General features: G+C 52.6%; 16 protein-coding genes. 7 read left to right on the top strand and 9 right to left on the bottom strand.

What is annotated here, in order from left to right; translation table 11 throughout:
• Positions 1-8: 8 nt before the first annotated feature.
• Positions 9-2372: a UDP-N-acetylmuramate--L-alanine ligase gene (gene murC, locus ACZ51B_RS19940; RefSeq protein WP_464295099.1), complete on the bottom strand. Its 2364-nt coding sequence runs from the start codon at positions 2370-2372 to the stop codon at positions 9-11.
• A 165-nt stretch (positions 2373-2537) separates the two neighbouring features.
• Here murC and lysS point away from each other — a divergent pair, with 165 nt between their 5' ends.
• On the top strand, positions 2538-4115 hold the full coding sequence (gene lysS / locus ACZ51B_RS19935; RefSeq protein WP_464295098.1) for a lysine--tRNA ligase: 1578 nt from the start codon (positions 2538-2540) through the stop codon (positions 4113-4115).
• 567 nt (positions 4116-4682) lie between these two features.
• On the opposite strand, the gene ACZ51B_RS19930 is transcribed toward lysS, so the two are convergent.
• The 3 genes from ACZ51B_RS19930 to leuD all read right to left on the bottom strand — a co-directional run bounded on the left by ACZ51B_RS19930 (position 4683) and on the right by leuD (position 7353).
• Positions 4683-6116, bottom strand: a complete 1434-nt coding sequence (locus ACZ51B_RS19930; RefSeq protein ID WP_464295097.1) for a hypothetical protein — start codon at positions 6114-6116, stop codon at positions 4683-4685.
• A gap of 74 nt (positions 6117-6190) precedes the next feature.
• On the bottom strand, positions 6191-6763 hold the full coding sequence (locus ACZ51B_RS19925; RefSeq protein ID WP_464295096.1) for a DUF192 domain-containing protein: 573 nt from the start codon (positions 6761-6763) through the stop codon (positions 6191-6193).
• Positions 6760-7353: a 3-isopropylmalate dehydratase small subunit gene (gene leuD, locus ACZ51B_RS19920; protein ID WP_464295095.1), complete on the bottom strand. Its 594-nt coding sequence runs from the start codon at positions 7351-7353 to the stop codon at positions 6760-6762. The genes ACZ51B_RS19925 and leuD overlap by 4 nt, the downstream gene beginning before the upstream one ends.
• A gap of 187 nt (positions 7354-7540) precedes the next feature.
• Between leuD and trpE the strand changes: the two genes are divergently transcribed.
• Positions 7541-8953, top strand: a complete 1413-nt coding sequence (gene trpE / locus ACZ51B_RS19915; protein WP_464295094.1) for an anthranilate synthase component I — start codon at positions 7541-7543, stop codon at positions 8951-8953.
• A 24-nt stretch (positions 8954-8977) separates the two neighbouring features.
• On the opposite strand, the gene ACZ51B_RS19910 is transcribed toward trpE, so the two are convergent.
• Positions 8978-10684 (bottom strand): NAD(P)/FAD-dependent oxidoreductase, encoded by a 1707-nt coding sequence (locus ACZ51B_RS19910; protein WP_464295093.1) that lies wholly within the window; start codon positions 10682-10684, stop codon positions 8978-8980.
• A 420-nt stretch (positions 10685-11104) separates the two neighbouring features.
• Between ACZ51B_RS19910 and ACZ51B_RS19905 the strand changes: the two genes are divergently transcribed.
• Entirely contained in the window at positions 11105-11947 is an 843-nt protein-coding gene (locus ACZ51B_RS19905) for a prepilin-type N-terminal cleavage/methylation domain-containing protein (RefSeq protein WP_464295092.1), read from the top strand.
• Positions 11948-12010: 63 nt separating this feature from the next.
• Here ACZ51B_RS19905 and ACZ51B_RS19900 read toward each other — a convergent pair whose 3' ends face one another.
• Complete coding sequence (locus ACZ51B_RS19900) at positions 12011-12238, bottom strand: hypothetical protein (RefSeq protein ID WP_464295091.1); 228 nt, start codon at positions 12236-12238, stop codon at positions 12011-12013.
• A gap of 169 nt (positions 12239-12407) precedes the next feature.
• Between ACZ51B_RS19900 and ACZ51B_RS19895 the strand changes: the two genes are divergently transcribed.
• Positions 12408-14444 (top strand): alpha-L-fucosidase, encoded by a 2037-nt coding sequence (locus ACZ51B_RS19895; protein ID WP_464295090.1) that lies wholly within the window; start codon positions 12408-12410, stop codon positions 14442-14444.
• 37 nt (positions 14445-14481) lie between these two features.
• Here the strand turns inward: ACZ51B_RS19895 and ACZ51B_RS19890 are convergent, their stop codons facing one another.
• Positions 14482-15372, bottom strand: coding sequence for a tetratricopeptide repeat protein (locus ACZ51B_RS19890; RefSeq protein WP_464295089.1), 891 nt, complete (start codon positions 15370-15372; stop codon positions 14482-14484).
• Positions 15373-15375: 3 nt separating this feature from the next.
• The gene (locus ACZ51B_RS19885) at positions 15376-17190 is read right to left on the bottom strand and encodes a hypothetical protein (RefSeq protein WP_464295088.1); all 1815 of its coding nucleotides are present in this window, start codon (positions 17188-17190) and stop codon (positions 15376-15378) included.
• A 206-nt stretch (positions 17191-17396) separates the two neighbouring features.
• On the opposite strand from ACZ51B_RS19885, the gene serB reads away from it, so the two are divergent.
• From serB to ACZ51B_RS19870, 3 genes are all read left to right on the top strand, one after another.
• A complete protein-coding gene (gene serB, locus ACZ51B_RS19880; protein ID WP_464295087.1) occupies positions 17397-18623 on the top strand; it encodes a phosphoserine phosphatase SerB in 1227 nt (408 codons plus the stop codon).
• A gap of 48 nt (positions 18624-18671) precedes the next feature.
• Entirely contained in the window at positions 18672-19304 is a 633-nt protein-coding gene (locus ACZ51B_RS19875; RefSeq protein ID WP_464295086.1) for an HAD-IA family hydrolase, read from the top strand.
• A gap of 145 nt (positions 19305-19449) precedes the next feature.
• Positions 19450-19884, top strand: a complete 435-nt coding sequence (locus tag ACZ51B_RS19870; protein ID WP_464295085.1) for an RNA recognition motif domain-containing protein — start codon at positions 19450-19452, stop codon at positions 19882-19884.
• A gap of 49 nt (positions 19885-19933) precedes the next feature.
• Here ACZ51B_RS19870 and glgP read toward each other — a convergent pair whose 3' ends face one another.
• A complete protein-coding gene (gene glgP / locus ACZ51B_RS19865; RefSeq protein WP_464295084.1) occupies positions 19934-22498 on the bottom strand; it encodes an alpha-glucan family phosphorylase in 2565 nt (854 codons plus the stop codon).
• Between the last annotated feature and the right edge of the window lie 105 nt (positions 22499-22603).

Raw genomic sequence — 22603 nt, 5'->3', positions numbered from 1 at the left:
TTCTCTTCTTACGCTTTCGCCGCATAGGTCTTCAGTGCATCCATGAGCAAGCTCTGACATAGCTCATCAAAAGATACGCCCGAAGCGAGCGCACTGTTTGGCAAGAGACTCGTGCCAGTCATTCCGGGAAGCGTGTTTACTTCCAAAACGAAAATCTCTCCGTCCCGCACAATCGCATCCGTTCGAGTTGCGCCCGTGCATCCAAGCGCGAAGTGCGCCTGAAGAGCGATCTCCTGAGCCCTCTTCAACACCTCAGCTTCAAGGCGAGCAGGCACAATCTCCATGGTCGCGCCAGGCGTGTACTTGCTCTCAAAGTCATATCGACCGCTGGTAGGCGCAATCTCAACAGGCAAAAGCGCGTGGTCAACAAGAACCGGAGTGCTGATCTCCATTCCTTGGATCCACTCCTCAACCAACACACTCGTATCATAGGCAAACGCGCGCCGGATGGCTAACTCAACATCCTCGATCGACTCAACGAACGACAGCCCTACCGTAGATCCTTGTGCATTGGGCTTTACGATAAGCGGCGGCAGGAGATCCAACTCGTCTTCAGGGGAATGAAGCAAGACTCCGCGAGGAGTTCGTACTCCATGCCTCTCCAGAATCTCCTTCGTTCGCGCCTTATCCATGCACATTGCACTAGCCTGAATCCCAGAACCTGTGTAAGGAATGTGAAGCAGTTCAAGCAGCCCCTGAATAGCTCCATCCTCTGCGTGGGTGCCATGGACTGCAAGGAAAACAGCGTCCGGCCTCTCAGCGCCAACGAATCCCTTGAGATCTCCCCGACTTAGCAAAACTTCGGTCGCGTCGACCAGAAACGGCTTGTGCCCCAAACGTTCGAGTGCAGCATGAATGGCAATGCCACTGTGAAGGCTCACTTCCCTCTCGGCACTATCACCGCCAAAGAAAACCGCAACCTTCAGTCCTTTAGCCGGAGGATTCTTCGGATCAGCCCTCTGGATCTCTTTAATCAGGGAAGGAGCAAACTCCGAAATATTCCCCGCGCCCATACCCACCACAACATCACCAGGTCTTAAAACTTCACAAACCTTACGAGGCAGTAGATGGCGGCTTGGGACGTACAGTACATCCTTCTGTACAAGCTCAGCGATCCTGGATGAACTCACTCCCGGCATGGGTGCCTCGCGCGCCGGGTAAATATCCGTCAACACCACCAAGTCGGCCAGACTAAGTGCTTCGGCAAACTCTGAGATCAAGGGCGCTGTTCGAGAGTACAAGTGAGGTTGGTAGACAACAATCAGACGACCTTCCCTCTCATCTTCCTCGAAATACCTCTGACGAACCGCCTTCAAAGATGCCTGAATCTCAGTCGGGTGATGAGCATAGTCATCAATGACGGTCACGGGAGATTCAAGCAAAACCTGCAACCGTCTTTCCGCCCCACCAAACCGGAAGACTCCGTTGGCGAAAGACTCAGAATCAATGTCAGCACCCACCTTCTGAAGAAACTCGGCGACCATCAGAGCGGCCGTAGCATTGAGCTTGTTGTGCTCACCAGGAAGCGCCATCTCAGTGCGAATTCCTACCGTGTACTCCCCTTCTAACCCAAGGTTCAGCTTGTTTGAAAGTTGCCGAATCCAGCTAGAGCTGTTGCCATAGGGTAGAGCATTTACGGAAGAGAGTTCAGCGATCTCACTCGCCCCTCGATCCTCCGCACAGTAAACGAGACCACCTGTTTCAGGCACACTCTCGACAAACCTCAGGACGCTCTTGCGTAGATTTTCAAAACTGCCATGGAAGTCCACATGATCCAGTTCCAGGTTCGTCAGCACCACCAAAAACGGCTGGATGTCATGAAAGCTGTCGTAAGCCTCACAAGCCTCCACAACAGCCCACTCGCCTTTACCCTCATGAACTGGCCCCTTCCATTGCCCAATACTGGCTCCAACCACCACGAGCGGATCCATACCCGCAGCAATCATCCCCGCCCCAATCAGCCCTGTGGTGGTGGTCTTACCGTGAGTTCCGGTAACGGCAATGACTTTGTAATCCCGCAGTAGCCAACCCAAAGCCTGCGAACGACGCACGATGGCAAGTCCAAGTCGCTGCGCGGCAGCATATTCAGGGCTCACCGTTAAATCGATCGCGTCCGTCAAGACAACCGCCATTCCAGGCTGAATGCCATCACCGCTGTGCCCGATGGAAACAGAAATACCTTCGGCGCGGAGTCTCTCGGTCTCTGGAGATTCCCCAGAATCGGTACCGAGCACCTCATATCCGCGTGTCTTCAGCATCCTCGCCAGGGCGCTCATCCCAGCCCCGCCAATCCCAACAAGGAAAAAGGTTCGAACTCCGTCTAATGAATCGGTGATCGAAAAGGCTTGAGCAATCTCTTCTGGCTTTCGCATGGATACCTATCCAAAGGATGACACACCGGGCTACTTTGCGATTCTGGTTCCTGAATTGTACGGGGTATTTTGCCGCCCGCTCGACATATTCCTGGGGCAATTCATGTCCGTTTTGCCCAGCATCCCGCAGACACCGCGAGTTCGACAGTAAACTGCTGGGTTCCAATGAGCGAAGAGCTGTCCATACGTGATGTCCGACTTAATAAGCTAGCCCGCATGAGAGAACTGGGCCATGACCCGTTCAAGGTCGAGCGCTTTGAACGAACTCACACGGCTCATAAACTTCTCGAAGAATTTGAAGAAGGCAAACCTGTCACCTTCGCAGGCCGAATCGTAAGTTACCGCCTCATGGGCAAAGCCGGTTTTGCCCACATCAGCGACGGCGACGGCAAAGTCCAAGGCTACTTCCGCAAGGACGACCTAGGAGATCTAGGTTGGGAGCTGTATAACCTGCTCGACCTGGGTGACCACATCGGCGTCGAAGGCACGATGTTCCTGACCAAGACAGGCGAAAAGTCCATCCACGTCAGCAAACTGGTCCCGCTGTCCAAGGCGTTGCAATCACTCCCACTGGGTAAAGAGAAAGACGGTCAAATCTTCTCTGGACTTAGTGACGTCGAGCTGCGCTACCGACACCGCCACCTGGACCTTCTGGCAAATCCAGACGCACGCAAAACCCTGCTCAGCAGAGCAAGGATCGTATCGGCTGTACGTCGCTACTTCGACACAAACGGTTACCTCGAAGTCGAAACCCCACTCCTCCAACTGGAAGCTGGCGGAGCCGCAGCGCGTCCGTTCCTTACGCACTACAACGCCTATGAAGCAGACGTAAAGCTCCGGATCTCACTTGAGCTCTACCTGAAGCGAATCATCTGCGGCGATGTACCAGCGGTGTACGAGGTCGGTCGCGTCTTCCGAAACGAAGGAGTCAGCAACCGCCACAACCCTGAATTCACACTTCTTGAATTCTACGAAGCCTATGTGAACCTCGAAGACATGATGCGCCGAGTCGAGGAGTGCTTCGCGTTCGTGTCTCAGGAAGTCTTCGGCACCCAAGTCATCCCAGCACCAGCTCGTCATATGGAAGACGCCGACGGCATCAACCCGTCTCAGCTCTCCCCAGAGGTGCTCGACTTTTCGAAGCCGTGGAAGCGTGTGATCCTACTGGAAGAGATCGAGAAGCACACGGGTCTAACAGCCGACGACCTAAGCTCCATCGAGAACGCACAAGCGGCGCTCGGGGCAAAGGAAGTCCTCAACCCACTCAACGGCAAGCGTATCCACCCGGACGAAGAAAAGAACCTGGGAGGACTTATCGAGAAGCTTCTTGAGGTGTTCGTAGAACCCACGCTCCAAGAGCCAACGTTCGTCGTGGGCTACCCAATCGAAACGTCCCCGCTGGCTAAAAAGGACCCCAACAATCCGAAGATGACCCGGCGATTCGAGGGATATGTTCTCGGTCGTGAAGTCTGCAACGCCTTCAGCGAAATCAACGATCCAATCGATCAGCGAGAACGTTTTGAACAGCAAGTGTCGGAGCGGGCGAAAGGTGACGACGAGGCTCATCCGCTTGACGAAGAGTTCATCTACGCGCTAGAGAGCGGGATGCCCCCTACAGGCGGCTGTGGCATCGGCTTAGACCGAATGGCCATGCTCCTCACAGGCGCCGAACAGATCCGCGAAGTGCTTCTGTTCCCATTCATGCGCCCTCAACACCACGATCACGCTGAAACGGAAGCCTAACGACACCCCCTCCCTCTCATTGCAATCAATCGAGAGGGAGGCTTCGTCGCTCCACGAAATGTTAACTGAAAAACGGGAGTAATCCGACCTAAACAGTTACCCTGAGTCCAATGAATCGAATATCATTACCAACTTGAATCGTGTCAGCAGATACGAAGAGTCGGTAGATGAATGTAGAGCGATGTATTAAATGCGGTGCGGAGAATCCCGACAACCTTCCTTTCTGTGGCGGTTGCGGTTCAAAATTCGTGCCACGCCCGGCACCTGTCAATGCCGGTGAGGACGGTCTCTACTACTGCTACCGCCACAAAAAAGAGCCCACACGCCTCACCTGTGGCCGTTGCGAAAAGCCCGTTTGTTGGAAGTGCTCCGTTCCCGGAGCGAGCGGAGTCAGATGCCGAGAATGTGCCAAACACAATATCGCATTTCGCCCGGGAGCAGTCGTAAACGGATTCTCCCGTTCAGTACGATCGTTGGCAAGTTATGCAGCCAGATATCCCTGGTGCGCCCTGCTATTAGCCGGCGCAATCATTAGGCTGATAATGTCCTTTTTCTAATCTGCCCGCTTTACGGATTCGGAATCCATTTCACGTGTCCATCCGTGTAAGCCACTGCACGACCACCAGGAGCATTGACATAACCCAGCACAGTCTCCGCAGGCTTTTCAATGCTCGTCGCATTCCCGCCAGCGAACTCTAAATTAAACCGAGACAGGATGTCCCTGTCCTTCGTGTAAGGGAAAACCTTATCCCTCCAGTTGTCTGCCTTGCTGATAAAGTTATCGTCATTATCAGCCGAATACATGATCATCGCCAGCGCCGCTTGTTTCGCGTAATTAATGGCCTGCTGCTTCTGCGCTGCTAGAAGTTGTCGGTTGTACTCTTCCCGAGACACTTTAGCAATCGTCCGAACATATACCGACCCTTGACTGACGAAACAGAGTCTCTCGCCCGTTGAGGCCAGCGAGACATCCTTGGCATCAGTAGAAACAACCCCGGCGTCCTCAGCCTTCCCATCCTTGAATCCCAGCCAAACCGTGCCTGCCTTCGCCGTGTAATCACCACTCCTCACATCGAGGCGGTCGCTGAACAAAACCAGTCCCTTAGCACGCAGAGTGAAATTCCCAAATGCAAACTGGTTATGAAGTTTCTCGTCATCTCCCTCACCGGTTTCATCTCCTGGCTTGTCCAATACAGCCTCTGGCGCGATCATGGGCGACACCTTCCGACCTTGGACATCCACACTAAACCATGTGAGGGTGTTTTTGCGTCCACTTGCATCGCGTTTTGATACTACAGCGGCTGGCTTTCCAGAACCAGGAATCCAGAGAAAAGACGACTTAGGAGGCAATTCGACAGGAGGAGATACGACTCCGTCCATCCCCACGAATCTGACACTCCTCAGAGATGGATCGTGTTCAGGCAAATCCGAATCAGCGCGCCTCATGGAAACGATCGCGCACAACGAAGAAACAGGGGACATCTCGATGCGGGCACTGTCTTCGGAGGCAAATACACCGATGCTCTTAACCTTTCCGGTTGATGGAGAAGCAATGTAGAGTCCACGCCCACCAACCACCTCTCCACTTGGACGCTTCACCGATTCCGTGAGTACGGCGAGGAAGTTGTTCGATTTCGGGAACCAGATGAGATCCTCAAAGGAGGCTCTCAAACCATCTAGTTCAAACAGTACTTGAAGCTTCCGACCCTTCGCACCATACGCCACGAGCTGCGCAGGTCCCACTTCGGAGTTACGACGAAACTGAGGGAACAGATCGATAGAGTCTCCTGATTCACGCGCGACCGCTTGGGATTTCAGAACGAGTAGCCAGTCGCCCGATGGAGACCAGCCCGCTTGTAAATCTGTTCCAGCGCAGACAAACTCTTGTGGCATCATTCGAGCAACCGAGTTGCGCCCCAAAATCACATCAGGCGATTTAAGCTCTTGGGCAGAGGCAAGACCAGAGCACAGTAATACAAGCGCAATCAAACTACGTAACATATGTATGGCAACCTACCAAGGCAGGACTTCCCTGGCTCCGTAAAAATTCGAGGGAGGGACTTTCGCCCCACTCCTCAATCTTTCGACTTCAGTGAATCCGAAAACTCAAGCTGCGAGCCCTTTTTGATGCCAAACGGCTTGGACTGCCCATGCTTCAGCTCCAAAACGTATTGATAGGGGCCATCGGCTTTCACAGGAGTCTCGTTGAACGGCAAACCATCGCCTACGTTGACCACCTTCTTATTCTTATCAACATAAACGATGTCCAACCCAAGTGGACAGTTTTTCATCCAGAACCCATGTTCTTCAGCAGGCTGCACGGACGAAAAAAGGAATAGCATCCCACGGTCGTTGGGAACGTCCTTGTCAACCAAAAACATCATCCCCTCTTGTCTCTTCGAGTCGTTATCCATCAGCCAAATCTGGACTGTCTTGCCATTCACTTTGAGAGTAGATGACTCCAAATCGGCAAGCTGATTGATTCGGTTAGGGTTCGTGATCTTTGGGACTGTTTGGGTTGACCTCGCCGGTTCTTTTTCCCCAGTCTGAGCCTTCTTTGTTGGCGCCACAACGTCATCAGCAGGAGGCGTATTACATCCCACCAACACAGTCCCGCACAGAGCCAAAGCAAAGAACTGTCTCATCATGCCCTCGGTGGCACAAAAGCCACAGTTGCTGCCTCGTACTTTTCAATCTGAGGCTCGTAAACCATCGTCGTACCGATCAAGTCCCGTCCCTCAATTAGAGCAGCCTTCGTCGCTGGGTTAATGTCAAATGTGAACTTCTCACCCGCAAAAGAAATGGTCTGACCTGGTAAATCAATCGTGGCCTCTCCCCCAGAACCCAACGCAACGAGCTTCTCGTGAGCAGGCGTATCCAGTTCAACAAGCAACAACCCACAGTTGGCAGAGTTCTGCCGGAAGATGTCGCCATACCCTGGCGAATTCTCCTCTCTATGAGCAACCACGGCTTTGAAACCACCTTGCTGAATCGCCCAAACAGCGTGCTCTCTCGAGGAACCACAGCCAAAGTTGGTGCCCACCACAAGAATAGACGCATCTTTCGCCGCAGGCTGGTCCAACGGAAAAGTAGCAGATCGGACGTCGTTAAACAGAAGCTCTCCGTAACCTGCCTTACTTACTCGCGATAGGAATCGAGCAGGAATAATGCGATCCGTATCAACGCTGTCATCAGGAAGCACTGCAAGTTTGCCAGTATGGGTGGAAAAACCAGACACCCATCTAGTTTGGCACGCTTCTTGTATCAATTCAAAACAAGCGATTCGATCTACCCTCTCGAAAAAGCTGATTCAACCCCTCTAACCAGGCCCCGGGACAGTTCCGGGGCCGTTTGCATGTATTCTCTTGCAGATGTTGGTTCCATCTCGTGAAGAGTTTCTTCAAAAAACGGGCGGCTCTACGCCCATGGCGATTTACTGCGATGTCCTGGGGGACATTGAAACCCCAGTAAGCGCTTATTGGAAACTTTCACACGATGAGACGTACAGTTTCCTCCTTGAAAGTGTCACCGGCGGTGAGCAGGTGTCACGGTTTTCGATTCTAGGAGTCCGGCCGAAGGCTGTACTGCGCTCCAAAAACGGCAACGTGCGCAAAATCACAGCAGATGGCGACACTCGCACTCAGCTAGAAGAAGGAAAAGACCCGCTGCACGTACTGCAAGCCGAGATGCTTGGGCAAACTCCCATTCACATTCCAGGCTTGCCCGCCTTCTCGGGTGGCGCAGTGGGCATGCTGAGCTACGATATGGCTCGCTTCTTTGAGAAGCTCCCCGACACCACAAAAGACGACCTCAACGTAGACGACATGGCCATGATGCTCGCCGATACCGTCGTCGTCTTCGACCACGCCAAAAACCTAGTGCGCATCGTAGCCATGACCGACGGCTCCAGCAAGGACTACGACCGGGCCTCCAAAGAAATAGACGGCATACGAGAACGCCTCAAACAGCCGCTCCCACCGCTACCAAGCGAATCTTATGAGTCTCACCCGGTGGAGTCCAATCTCACGCAAGAAGAGTTTGAGCACATGGTCTCCCGCATGATCGAGTACATCGCAGCAGGAGACGGCATCCAGATGGTCCCCGCCCAGCGCTTCTCTACCAAGGTCGAAGCACACCCCCTCACGATCTACCGATCCCTGCGATCCATCAACCCGTCACCGTATATGTTCCTCATCCGCTTCGGTGACTTCGATCTTGTGGGTGCCTCGCCAGAACTTCTGGTGTCTCTCCATGCTGACAACGCAAGAGTACGGCCCATCGCCGGAACCCGATGGAGAGGTAAAGACGAAGCAGAAGATGCGGCCCTTGCCGCAGAACTCATCAGCGACGAAAAAGAGCGAGCTGAACACATCATGCTCGTTGATCTAGGCCGTAACGACCTCGGTCGAGTTTGCGAATACGGCTCCGTCAACGTAAATGAACTGATGGTCATCGAGCGCTACAGTCACGTGATGCACATCGTCAGCGATGTAACCGGCAAGCTACGTCCCGACATGAACGCCTACGACCTCTTCCGAGCCTGTCACCCAGCAGGCACAGTCAGTGGCGCCCCCAAGGTCAGGGCTATGCAAATCATCGACGAGCTAGAACCCACTCGACGAGGCACCTACGCTGGAGCCGTCGGAATGTTCAGCCACTCCGGGGACCTAGACACCTGTATCGCCATCCGGACCATCTATCTATCAGGCGGAAAGGCATACGTCCAGGCAGGTGGAGGCGTCGTATACGACTCACAGCCGACTCTCGAATACAACGAGTCCAAAAACAAGGCCAAGGCAGCCCTCCGAGCAATCGAAATCGCCCAGCAAGGCCTATGAGTGAGTGTCCCTCATCAGGGACATTCAAATAGCTGTGAGTGAATCCTCATTAGACTTCACGGTACTGCTGTTGCGGTTTCGTTTGATGAGCGGCAGTGAAGGATCGTAGGTTGCATCAACCCACCCGTCATTAACCATAGCCTCAAGCGTCTCAGGTACTTGGGGAAGCGCAGTAGCCACAAACGGATCTTCCTCGGACATTTGAACTAGGAGACTCAAGATGGCCGGATATTTTGACTCCTTCTCCAGAACATACACCATCATGAGAATTTGACTATGCAGCGGTAAGATCCTTCCGTTCCGAACATAGCAATTCTCTCGATATATTCGCCCTTGATGATATACAGCGATGTCCTTCTTCACTGCGCCCTCTAGGTTCAATCGAAATACATTGTTTTGCTCAAGCGAGAGTGTAACGTCCATGTCGCTCAGAAACTCTCCTATCTTCAGAGCGCTACCTATATTGAAACCGCCGGTGCCAATACGCAGATCAGAAGTAATGAAGCCACCCTGTGCAATCCAAGCCCATGCATTCTCTGGAGTAAGATCTAAGCCCACATCACTTGCCAACTGGGTTGTGAACTCTTTAAGATCAGTGAACTGAGCATTGGCCGTATACCAGTAGTCGCCAAATCGAATATGAGTCAGGATTCGTTCCTTTTGCCCTAGCTCGAACTGCTCCTTCAACCAGCCGGCAGCGTGCTCACCACGCTCAATCTCAGCGATTGTATAAGCCAGCTGACGGCCGCTCACATGCGCCATAGTAACGCCTGCCGATAAAATAGGATCCGCAAACCCCGCACACTCCCCAACAAGGAACCAGTTCTCACCATAGTGTCTTTCGGACAGGAAAGACCAGTCTTTAGTAGTCTGCAGCTTCCCTTCACTCGTGGCATTGCGCATCAATTCTGCAATGATCGATTCTTCAGCCAGAGCTTTCGCATAAAGTTCGGCTGGTCGCATCTCACTTTGCTTGTAATAGGCCGCAGGAACAACCAAACCAATACTCGTTCGAGTTGGCCCCATCGGAATAAACCAGATCCAGCCCCACCCAAGACTCATCACCTGAATGCGAGTCCCACCGACACCGATCCGAACCGCCCATTCCGTGTTTTGCCAGTAGTCCCAGATGGCGATATTGCGGAGCGTCGTTGGTGTGTCAGTGGGAATATCCAACGCTTTTCGCAAAACGGCTGCGTTACCAGACGCATCCACATAGTGCTTTGCTTGAATCGTCTCACCCGAATCTAACACTAATGATCGAATCGAATCTCCATCTCGTTCGACACGGGCTACCCGACAACCTTGACGAACCTCACAACCAACTTCTGCGGCTCGGTCAAGCAAAATCTTGTCGTACTTGCTGCGATCAACCTGGAACGCGGTCGCACGCCTCTGACCTTCAAACTTCGCTGGACGCTCCTCATCCACAAAGTTCTCAACTGGCAAAAAGTCGAAATTCCAGCGCTCAGACTTTCGCCCCCACCGATACGTAGCACCAATCTTGATCGGAAAATTGGCGGCCTCAACAAGATCCCATGCGCCCATCTCCTCAAGAATCAACCCAATAGGCGGTAGAAGGCTTTCACCAATATGATCGCGTGGAAAAACCTCACGCTCCAGGACGGCAACAGTCAATTGAGGCGCGTGCGTCTTCAGAAGAGTACCGACCGTTGAACCTGATGGACCACCACCAACGATAACAACATCAAACTGGGCATCTTTGCTCACTGAAACATTCTAGGCCATAGGCGACATTAGGTGAGATATTTACTTGATTGAATTCCATTTTGCTTATACTTTCACACGGATTCGCCATTCCTCTCAGATAATAGATAGACTTTCGAGAGATTCAGTGAGAAGTCGGATGCTAACAGAAAATCTATGTAGGAAAGCGGCAGTCAACGTCGGCAGAAACGGCCTAAGTCAACACTCCACTGATTCACTCTTGAGCAACATCCTACTCATTGTTTCAAACCAGTTTGAAGCAAGAGATTTCATCACAGATCTATATCCGAAGCAACTCACAGCAAATAAGCAGTCTAGCTTAATGCACTACTTGAGGGGCCACCATCCTACATGCTGCCGAATTCATATTCGTGCAACTCATGTTCATTAACTTTTGCACTTAAACCAAAGACGGTAAATCCAATGAAGCAAAAAGCATTCACACTAATTGAACTCCTTGTCGTTATAGCGATCATTGCAATACTTGCAGCAATCCTTTTCCCAGTGTTCGCGCAGGCTAAAGCAGCCGCAAAGGCAACTGCTGACTTGTCAAACATTAAGCAGATCAACCTCGGGATTATTCAGTACACTTCAGACAACGACGACACCTATGCCAGAAACTGGAATAACGATGTCTTCACTACCTACGCTGCAGGCGTAGGCCCTGACCGCTACCACTGGATGGACTCAGTCTATCCCTACATAAAGAGCGCCGCGCTCTTCCACAGTCCAACTGCCCAGATTGTCCGAGATCACGCAAACTACGTTCCACGTGATCAGATTGCTCAGCTTGGAGACGATGCCAACAATGGCCAGGGCGGCACACGCACCACAAAATTTGGTTCCTATGGAATCAATGCGGCCTACTGGGGCGGAGGAAATCAGTACGAGCCTCTGGGTTCCGCTACGTTCGGTACAGACGGTGGCACACCACGCACAACCACATCAATTGATGACAATGCAGGGACTGCGCTGCTTGTCAACGGAAACGGATCATTCCAATTCGACTGGCCAAATATCGGCTCACAGCCATCTAAAGTCGTTGGAACCGGTAACTCTCAATCCCTCAGTTGGGGCGATAACTCCTACGACTATAACAAAACTCAGGAAGGAGCAATCATGTTCCCGAATAACGGCAGAACTAACACAGGCTTTCCGGACGGTCACGCAAAGTCAGTTGCCCCTGGGCAGATGTTGAAAAAGGTTACAGATCCCTCACTTCCAACATATGGGGCGCTTTCAATGTTTACAACAACAACGGACTAACCCAACAACAAATCAACAAAAACGGCTGCCCTTTTCAGGCAGCCGTTTTTTATTAGTCAAATGCTACTGCCCAGCTGCCGCACCTGATCGGCCAGCTAGTGGATCCTTAGGAGGTGCAGCCTTGAGAGCAGGCCCGCCCGGAGTACCAGGTCTACCCGCTGGATTGCCCAATGTTGATGCTGGAGGACCAGGGGTTGCACCAACATTGGGATCGCCAGCATCGCCGCCTGCGCTACAACCAACGACTACGAACAAAGCCAGAATTCCGGCAGAGAGGAAAAGACTCTTCATGGATAACCTCATGAATTAATTCTGACCCGATTTATGGTGCAATTGCAGAGAATTCATAAAGTCTCTCAGATAATTCACGCTTTGTTTTCAAAGGTAAATGGCAACACAACCGCCCGCCAGCTTAGTAACATAGCAACAGGTTTCCATATACACGAAGGATCGACCGCATATGATTTTTTCAAGACTCCGTAACTCCACTGTTGTAGCAGGAGCGCTCTTACTGGCAGCTTCCAGTATCGCCGCCCCCCTTGAAACACCAACCGAAAAAGCGAACCGCATGAGATGGTTCAAAGAAGCTCGCTTTGGAATGTTCATCCACTGGGGTCTCTATTCAGTGCCCGCTGGGAATTGGAATGGAAAAACAGACTACGGTGAGTGGATCCTCGAAAGCGCGCACATCCCAACCAGCACCTACGATAAGTTCCGACAGCAGTTCAACCCAGTGAAATTCAATCCCAAACTCTGGGTCAAGATGGCGAAAGACGCTGGCATGAAGTACATCGTCATCACTACCAAGCACCACGATGGTTTCGGTCTCTTCCCTTCCGAGGCCGGTGATTGGAACATCAAGAACACGCCTTACAAACACGACATCATGAAAGCGCTCGCAACGGAGTGCAAGAATGCCAGTCTGAAAATCTGTTGGTACCACTCCATAATGGATTGGCACAGCCCACTCTATGCGCCACGTCGCCAATGGAACGACATGGCAACAGGCCAGCCGAACATGGACGAGTACGAGAAGTACCTCCACAAACAGGTCAAAGAGCTCCTCACAAACTACGGCGATATCGGACTGATGTGGTTCGATGGCCAATGGGAGGCAACTTGGAGCAAGGACCGCGCCGAGAGACTATACAATCTCTGTCGCTCCCTCCAACCCAATGTCATTGTCAATAACCGTTGTGGCGCAGAAGTAGGCGATTACGGCACCCCAGAGCAGTTCATTCCCGCAACAGGAATCCCTGGCAGCTACTGGGAAACCTGTATGACCATGAACGATCACTGGGGCTATAACAAGAATGACCTTGACTACAAGACCAGCACAGACTTAATTCAGAAGCTGTGCGACATCGCATCGAAAGGAGGCAACTTCCTTCTCAATGTCGGTCCAACTTCAGAAGGAGAATTCCCAAAACTCTCTCAGGATCGTCTCAAATCACTGGCCAAGTGGATGAAGGCCAACTCAGATTCGATCTACGGTACAGACGCGAGCCCATTCGAAACCCTGGATTTTGGACGCGCCACGCAGAAAGACAACACCATCTACCTGCAAGTCTTCAAATGGCCATCCAACGGCAAATTGGAGGTTCCCAATCTCGGTAGCATGCCAACCTCGGCGCGTCTACTCTCTACCAGGAAGCCACTGAAGTTCTCAACAAGTTCAGACTCGGGACTCACGCTCGAAGTCCCGAACACCGCCCCAGATGAGGCCGTATCGGTAATCGAATTAAAATTCGCCGAAAAGCCAGTCGTTTTTGTAAGCCCCGAGATCAAAGCTTCTTCCAAGCAGTTCACCGGCTCAATACAACTTGCGTTCTCAGATGCCAAACCGGGAACAGAACTGCACGTCTCGGTTCGCGCTATCAACGGAGACACAACAACTCAAGTCTTCACACCCCAGGAGAAAGAGGCCAGCCTAACCCTATCGAACTCATCCGAGGTTACTGCCCAGTTGTACGCCAAAGGCAAACCCGTCACGAAACTCGTAAGTCAGAAGTTCGAGAAGGTTAAGCCTTGGGAGCCAACTGAATTATCAAACTCAGAACCTGGACTGGTGTGCAAGGAGTTCAAGGGGAACTGGAGCAAACTTCCTGATTTCGGAAGCCTCTCTCCAACCAAGACGTCCATCGAATCGATCCCAACGGTTGAGGATGGATCCGCTGAGCGCGAGCACTTTGGACTACGCTACGAGGGCTACATCGATGCAAGCGAAGACGGTCTATACATCTTCTCTTTAGGTTCAGACGATGGATCGAGACTCTACATCGACGACAAACTCATAGTCGACAACGACGGCCTCCACTCCATGACCATCGCCCCCGGAAGCGCCCCCCTAGCGAAGGGCAAGCACAAGATTGTCCTGGACTATTTCAACGGAACTGGCGGTCGAGCACTTGAACTAAAGATAGCTCGCCTGAGCCCAGCAGGCGCGATTTCCGATGAGGCACTCGCACCAGCTGCTGTCTTCTCACACAGAAAATAGTCAATCCGGGAGCAGCAATAAGCTGCTCCCAAACCCATTAGTCCACGTCGATAAACGAAGAATCGATCTTCATTTCATCAAGCAGTCGTCGAAGCAGTTCCCGGTCATAGCGATCCATCTTTCGAGCTCGATCAATCTCCAGATCAGCTTCTTCAACCAGCCGCATTTCCCGTAGAAGGATCTCGAGCACTCCGTGATACCAATCTTTCGAAGGGTCTAAATCGCTAGCCAAGCGAATAGCCTTGACCGCCTCTTGCATGCGATTCGAGCACCAAAAAGCAACGCTGGCACGCACATAGAGATGGTCATCTCCGGGCGAAAGCTCAATCGCGGCTTGGAGAGAGTCCAACGCCTCTTCATATCGCCCCAAGGTAATCAAAATATCTCCTACCCAGTAGTGATTAAATGCGTTCTCAGGCTGTGCCATGACCGCATACTGAGCAGCTTCGTACGCCTTCTTCGGATAGCCCGCGTCGCGCAGCGTCTCAGCCAGCTTAATGCGAAGATAGGCGTTGGTCGGCTCTTTCTCAATAGCTTCCTCAAGAGTTACGATCGCATCGCGAAAGCGACCATATTTCTTATAAAGGTCACTCATCCCCAGCCGGGGTTCTAGTGCATCTTTTTGAAGCCGAATCGCAGTCTCATACTGGCGATAAGCCTGTGGATATTGATCTCCATAGTCATACGCACCCGCTAGGTCAATGCGCGCGGAGATATCGTTCGGGTCTCGCTGGGAAACAGCACGCTGAAAGTGTTTGACAGCAGCTTCAAAATCCCCATCGGTGAGGCTCTTTCGTCCGAGCGCCTCGCTTTCTTGTGCGTCACGACCTTCTTTAGTGGTTCGTTCTTCAGCAGTCTCAAGCAGCTCAGCCTCGGAAGGTTGTGCCACGGCAAAGAGGTCTGCAATTGTTTTATAAGACGGTTCCATAAATTAGCTTTTCAGAGAGTCTAACACCGGCCGAATGGTGATCGTGGCCGGATAGCTGCCTCCCGACAGCGGGAGCGTGGTGATGTCAAGCGTCTGCTTCGATCCGGGAGACATTCGAAAACGCATGATTCTCGCCTCGCCCTTAGGCTGCAGCAAAGGTGTACGTACATACTTCCCGTTCAGGAAGAAGAGTCCACCGGTGTATCCTGCGCTTGCTTCGAAAACAATCTCGACGTCCGTCGCTTCACTCGTTTTATTTTCTACGCTCGCCTTTATGTTATAGATCACTCCGAAGTTACCTTCGAGGCTTCCATCCGCATCTTGCCGAACAATCGGCTTTTGTCCAATGCGTATAAAGCCATAGCGACCTCCAACTTTATAATCTACGGTCTCAAGCTTGTAAGGGTTCGGATAGATATGCTGACTCATCGAGAACGGCGCTCGGTCAAACTCGTTGATCGGACGCGTACCAACCTCTCGCCAAGGAGTCGAGGAAAACAGAACACTCTGCCACTTAGGATCAAGAGTAAAAGGAGGCCACGCATCGGTTCGCACCAAGATCTCTTTGTCGCCCTCCACCAGACCAATGGTACAGAGCCCGCTCATCGTGTCTCCAGGCATCATTCGCCTAAGCGAGATCGGCATGGTCGAATGCGGCGGGATCGTAATAACTTCCCCACTTCCAAAGATCCAATTCCGCACGTACTGATCCGCAGCAACCAACCCCGCCAAGACCGGGTTCTTGTCCGGCTTACTCTCACCAGGAATCACAACAACGCGTGCAGGCTTGTCACTCTCATTAATCGCCTGAACCCTCAAAAACATGCTCTGAAGCGAGTCGTTGTAGTGATGGTAAAGGAGCCGGGCAGCCCCACCCACTTTCAAAGGAGCACAGAACAGCGGGCCTGGTGTCTTCACGCTTTCGGGATTGTTGCTGTACCAAAGCACATCCTCGCGAGGTTTTCTCACATGCTCGTTACGAACATTGATCTTCACGTACCCGACAGCGGGAAACGTGTTAGGCGCCTCGATCCGAACTCTAGCCGAAAACGTGCGGCTCTTACCAATCCCAAGCGCCCCAGGCTTCGGCGGCACAATCGTGAGCACCGAATCTTGGTGCATCAGCAGTTGAGTACGCACAGCACCTTCAATAGCCCCTCGAATCGTCGTCGAAGTACAAGGATTGCCAGTAACCTCAGCAGATAGCACCTGATGCAGGTCAGCTGCGAATGGCTTCACATCCATCTCAACCAACACTTCCGAGTCCTGAGACGAAATGTGCACAGCCGTGCTACCAGCCCCAGTGCAGGTGATCTTAGCGCGAGTACCTTCCTTGACGACCTTAACGACATTGACGTCGTCACTCTTGACCGCCGCAGACTTTGCCTGGCTACCATAAATTTGAACGTACTTCACCGTTCCGGTCGGCACCACAAACAGAGCATCAGACACTTTCAGGGGAGGCAAATTGACCGCGTCGCGAATGCGCGCTGCCCAAGTATAAGCAAGTCTCTCTTGAGCGGTCTTGCTTGCAACAGCGTCCTGAGCCGTCACGGTAAGAAGGTTCCTGCCGTCCAAGGAAAGCACGAAGTTCTTCTTCTGTCTAGTCACGCTTACGGCATCAACTTGCCCAACCGGACCAAGCAGGCTCACAGCATGTCGAAGGCGCTGGTGAGGAGACAGTCCACCTGCATAAGCATGCAGATTCAGGACTTTTGATTCATTGATAACAAGCGTATTGCCATCGACCCTAACTTCTGCGGCATTCGCAAGAAGAACGACTCCAAAAAACAGTAAAGAGACGAGACTGCGCAACATGAAGGAAGCCGAAAGGCTACCTCCGAAACCACACGAATTGCCCTCAAACTTGGCCCTACGGCAGGACTTATTCACCCACAAGGCGAAAGGTGGCAATACTCGGGCGTTCATGCTCAAATTGTCGGGGTCCAATCCCCATTATTCAAGCTCTTGAGGACACCAGATATCACGTCTTCCCGTATTTATCCGTGGTAAAACTCCGCCAGATGCATGAGATCTTCCTCGTAAACATCGTCGGTGTTGACCGCCCCGGTATCACAAGCGCTCTAACCGCGATTCTGGCCGAGCACGAAGTACGAACCTTAGATATCGGCCAAGCGGTGATACACAACCAACTGTCACTTGGAATGCTCTTATCACTGCCCCCAGGTCAAGGCTCATACGAAGTCATCAAAGGCCTTCTGGTTAAAGCCAACGAGCTAGGGCTTTCCATGCGCCTGACGCCCATCGAGGATCCAGCCTATCACGACTGGGTGTCTGCTCAGACACAAGAGAGGAGAGTCTTCACCCTACTTGGAAACGTCATCAGCCCCGCATCGCTCGCGAAGTTCACCTCCGTCCTAGTCCAACAAGGACTCAATATCGAGAAAATCTCCCGCCTCTCACGGCGCATATCACTGGAACCAAACGCCGGGCCAACCAACGCATGCCTGGAGTTCTCAGTCCTCGGATCCCCCAAAGACTACGACGCCATGCACGAAGACCTCATGAACATCACCCAGCAAGAGGAGGTCGATATCGCCGTGCAAGCAGACGACATGTACCGACGAAATCGTCGCCTAGTCGTGTTTGACATGGATTCCACGCTTATTCAATGCGAGGTAATCGATGAACTCGCCAAGCTAGCCGGGGTCGGCCACCAAGTTGCTGCGATCACCGAGCAAGCCATGCGAGGGGAACTCGATTTCAAGTCCAGCTTTAAGGCCCGTCTTGCCCTCCTTGCCGGCCTCCCATACTCCGAAGCCCAAGCCTTCGCCGATAGGCTGCCGCTGATGGACGGAGCAACCCGTCTCATCACAACGCTGAAGCGACTGGGATACAAGGTTGCCATCTGTTCTGGCGGCTTCACCCTGTTCGGCGAACGCCTTCAACAGCAACTTGGTATTGACTACGTTTTTGCCAACGAACTCGAAGTAGAGGAAGGTCGGTTGACCGGCCGGGTGCGGGGAGAAATCGTCGACGGCCAGCGCAAAGCAGAACTCATGCGCCAACTCGCCGCACAACTGGGACTCTCGCTTCAGCAAGTAATCGGAGTAGGCGACGGCGCAAACGATCTGCCAATGATCCAACAAGCTGGCCTCGGCATCGCCTTCCGTGCTAAACCCATTGTCAAAGCCAACGCAAAGCAAGCTCTTTCAGTCCTTGGACTGGATGGCATTCTGTATCTGATCGGCGTAAGAGATAGGGACCTCCTGGACCAGAGCCTCGTATGATTCCCGAGCCTTAACCCATCACGAATTCGGTGAGTGTCACAATGAACCGTGGAACTCCGGTACAGCGCCCTCCTTTTCGACCTCGACGGAACCCTTGTAGAGTCCATCACAGCCGTAAATAGATCCTGGACCAACTGGTGCCTCTCCCACAACCTCGACCCAGAGGTCGTCCTGTCGCAAATCCATGGGCGAAGAAGCATCGACTCCATTCGACTCGTACTTCCCCACGCCGATGCAGAAGCTGAGAATGAACGTCTCATCCAAATGGAGACAGAGGACACAGAAGGTGTTGTCCCAATCGATGGGGCACTTGAGTTCCTAGCACAGATCCCTCAAGATCAATGGGGAGTCGTCACCTCCGGCACTACCAGCGTTGCAAACGCAAGACTCAAAGCTGCCGCCATCCCAGAACCCAAGATCAAAGTGTTTGGAAACGAAGTGACCAACGGAAAACCTCACCCCGAGCCGTTCTTGCTAGGTGCCACGAGAATCGCAGTCCCACCAGCGGAGATCGTAGCATTTGAAGACACAGAAGCCGGAGTACGGTCCATCGTAGAAGCTGGAATGACGGCCATATCGGTCGGAAGACCTATCGAAGGCGCCTCCTATTACATTGAAAATTTCCATCAGATTTCAACTTCTCAGCTTGAAGAAACCATTTGGTCCCTCAAGATACGATAGTTACTTACCAACTCGAAAACTTGACGTTATACTAGCAAATGTATCGTCGTCTTTCGCGGTTAAATCTGAGCATCAAGAGTCTTGGTATGGAGCGCGGAATCTCTCAAATGTCCGCGCATTTGTGGACAAGATAGTAAGGAATCGGATGGAATTAAAGAGGCTCTACGTGGGGAATCTTCCCTATTCAGCTAACGAGGAGGACATGCTCGCGCACTTCGCGCCGTATCAACCGAGCAATCCTCGAATCATCGCAGGTCGAGGCTTTGGATTCATCGACATTGCAGCAGACAAACTAGACGAGGCTATCGAAGCCAAGCACAACTCAGAAATGGGAGGCCGCAACCTCACCGTCAACGAAGCCCGACCACCCGGATCGGGCGGTGGTGGCGGAGGCGGACGTGACTTCCGAAGCGGAGGCGGCGGTGGCCGCGACTTCAGCGGTGGAGGGCGCGACAGCGGCTTTGCCGGCGGACGCGATAACGGCTACGGCGGTGGCGGAGGCCGAGGTGGTGGCTTCGGCGGCGGCGGTGGACGCGGTGGAGCAGGCCGAAGCGGACGCGGCGGAAAACGAGAGTATTGACACACAAAAACGGGGTGCGATCAACCTGATCGCACCCCGTTTTGCTGCCTCACTCCCAAGCAACGAGACTGAATTCGCTTGGAGTATCCATGTCTGCATGGCTAGGAACAACACGAACCGTGTACCCCTGGTGACCGGTTAAATCACAGACCACAGTCCCCTCAAACACAAACTTGCCCTCTTCGTTCTTCACAAAAGTGAGGTTCTCCACGCGGGTTTTTAGCAGTTCACGATTCGGACCTGCCTTTCCAACCACCGCCTGGACCTGAACATCTTTCTCAGAAAGCTGCCCCAACTCCACAAACGCCCTAATATTGAACTCTCGTCCAAGAGCATTTGAAGTATTGGCCGTGTCTCGAACAGTGCTGATCTTCACTTGAGGCCAGTTCGCTTGGACCTTCTCTCGCCAGTCCAATGCGGCCTTAGCCCGTGCACAGTTGTCGGCGTGTCGGTCCGTATACGCAGCTGCAGCAGGCATATAGAACTTCGTCGCATAATCCTGCACCATCCGGCTCGTCGAGAATGTCGGAGCCAGCTTCATGATCGAAGCCTTCACCATCCGAATCCAATCTCTTGGCACGCCGTTCTCCACTCGATGGTAGAAAGTGGGCGTAATGTCGTTCTCCAGCAAGTGATAGAACGAACGGCTATCCAACCAGTCCTGATGACCAGCGTCTCCCGCATCGCTACGATCCCCGATCGCCCAACCAAGACCAGGCTCATAACCCTCGTCCCACCAGCCATCAAGGATGGAGCAGTTCAGTCCACCGTTAGGAACCACCTTCATGCCGCTCGTTCCACTTGCCTCATAGGGTCTGCGTGGATTGTTGAGCCACAAGTCAACACCCTGGACCATATGGCGCGCGACCTGCATGTCATAGTCCTCTAAGAACACCATCCGAGATCTCAAATCGCTGTCCTTGATGAAGTTCACCAAGTCCTGAATAATTTTCTTGCCAGCGTCATCCCTGGGGTGACTCTTACCAGCAATCAAAATCTGAACAGGTCGCTCTGGGTGAAGCAAGATCTGCTTAAGCCTGTCCCGGTCCGTAAGCATCAAAGTGCCACGCTTGTAAGTAGCAAACCGACGAGCAAAACCAATCGTCAGCACACGCGGATCAAGAATATTCCCCACTACACCAAACTCAGGAGCCTGTGCCGTGCGACGATCTTGGTCCGAAGAAAGTCTTCGTCGAACGTAACGAACGAGGTCGCCACGCTGGTTTTCCATGGTCTCCCACAGCACTTCGTCTGGAATGTGTTCAACGCCAGCCCAAGACTCAAGCTTCTCAGGGCTCTCCCGCCACTCAGACCCAAGGTAGTTGTCAAACAACTTAGCCATGCGGCGACTAATCCAAGTCATCGTATGGATACCATTCGTGATCGGCTCCACCGGAACTTCGTCTTCGGGATACCCCGGCCACCGACTCGCAAACATCGAACGCGAAACCTCAGCATGAAGTTTCGAAACGCCATTGACATGGTTGGCAGTCTCCATGGCCAGAACAGCCATGTTAAACGCTTCCGCCTGATTATCTGGCTGGAACCGGCCTAGCTTCAAGAAGTCATTAAAGCCCAGTCCGCAAGACTGAATCGTCTTGCCCATGTATCGCTCCAACATCGGAGGCTGGAAGATGTCAAAGCCAGCTGGAACAGGTGTGTGAGTCGTAAACACGCTTCCGCTAACAACCACCTGCCGAGCGGTTCGGAAATCAACATTATTGTCCAGCATGAACTGCCGAATTCGCTCAATCGACAAGAAGCCGGCATGGCCCTCGTTCATATGGCAAACGTCAGGCTGAATCCCCAACGCCTTCAGAGCCTTCATGCCACCAATTCCCAGGATCATCTCCTGTCGGATGCGCATATCCTCATCGCCGCCATAGAGCGAGTCTGTAATGCCCTGGTCGTGCGGCTGGTTCTCAAGCACACTGCTATCAAGCAAGTACAGCTGAATACGTCCAACGTCAGCTCGCCAAACCTGGCAAGTTACCGTACGGTCTGGGAACTCCACTTCAATCCGAATCGGCTTCTGCTCCGAATCACGCATCAGAGTCAGAGGCATCTGGTAGAAATCGTATTGAGGATAAACCTCTTGCTGCCAGCCGTCATGAGTCAATCGTTGACGGAAATAGCCCCGGTTATAAAGCAGACCCACCGCAACCAACGGAATGCCAAGGTCGCTCGCTGCCTTCAAATGGTCACCAGCTAGAACACCGAGACCGCCTGAATAGATCGGCAGTCCTTCCGTGATTCCAAACTCAAAGCAGAAGTAGGCAATGGTTGTCTTCGCTCGTTGCCCAGGAAACTGCTCATCAAACCAGGTGGAATCCGCCAAATACCGGTCCAAATCCGCATTCACATGCTCTAAACGAGCCAAGAATACGGCGTCGTTAACCAGCTTCGAAATACGATCCTGACCCAAATTATTGAGAAAGAGGACTGGGTTGTGCTCCGAGTCATCCCATAAGCGGTTATCAATTGTTCGAAAGATATCGCGCGACTCGTGATTCCAACTCCAACGGAAGTTGCTTGCAAGCTTCTTGAGAGGCGCAAGCACCTCCGGCAAGTCGCGGACGACCTCGAAAGCGTGAGAAAACTTTGGATGCTTCATAAAACCCAGTAAACATTGTAGGCACACATACACGATTTGTTAGGCTCTCAACCGCTTTGAATGCAAACCAAATTAACAATTTCTCTTGTGAGCAAGGTCAGAAAT

It is taken from the genome of Fimbriimonas sp. LA-C6, assembly GCF_055398105.1.
The sequence above is the reverse complement of the archived record's forward strand: the minus strand, read 5'-3'. Positions and strand labels throughout refer to the sequence as shown.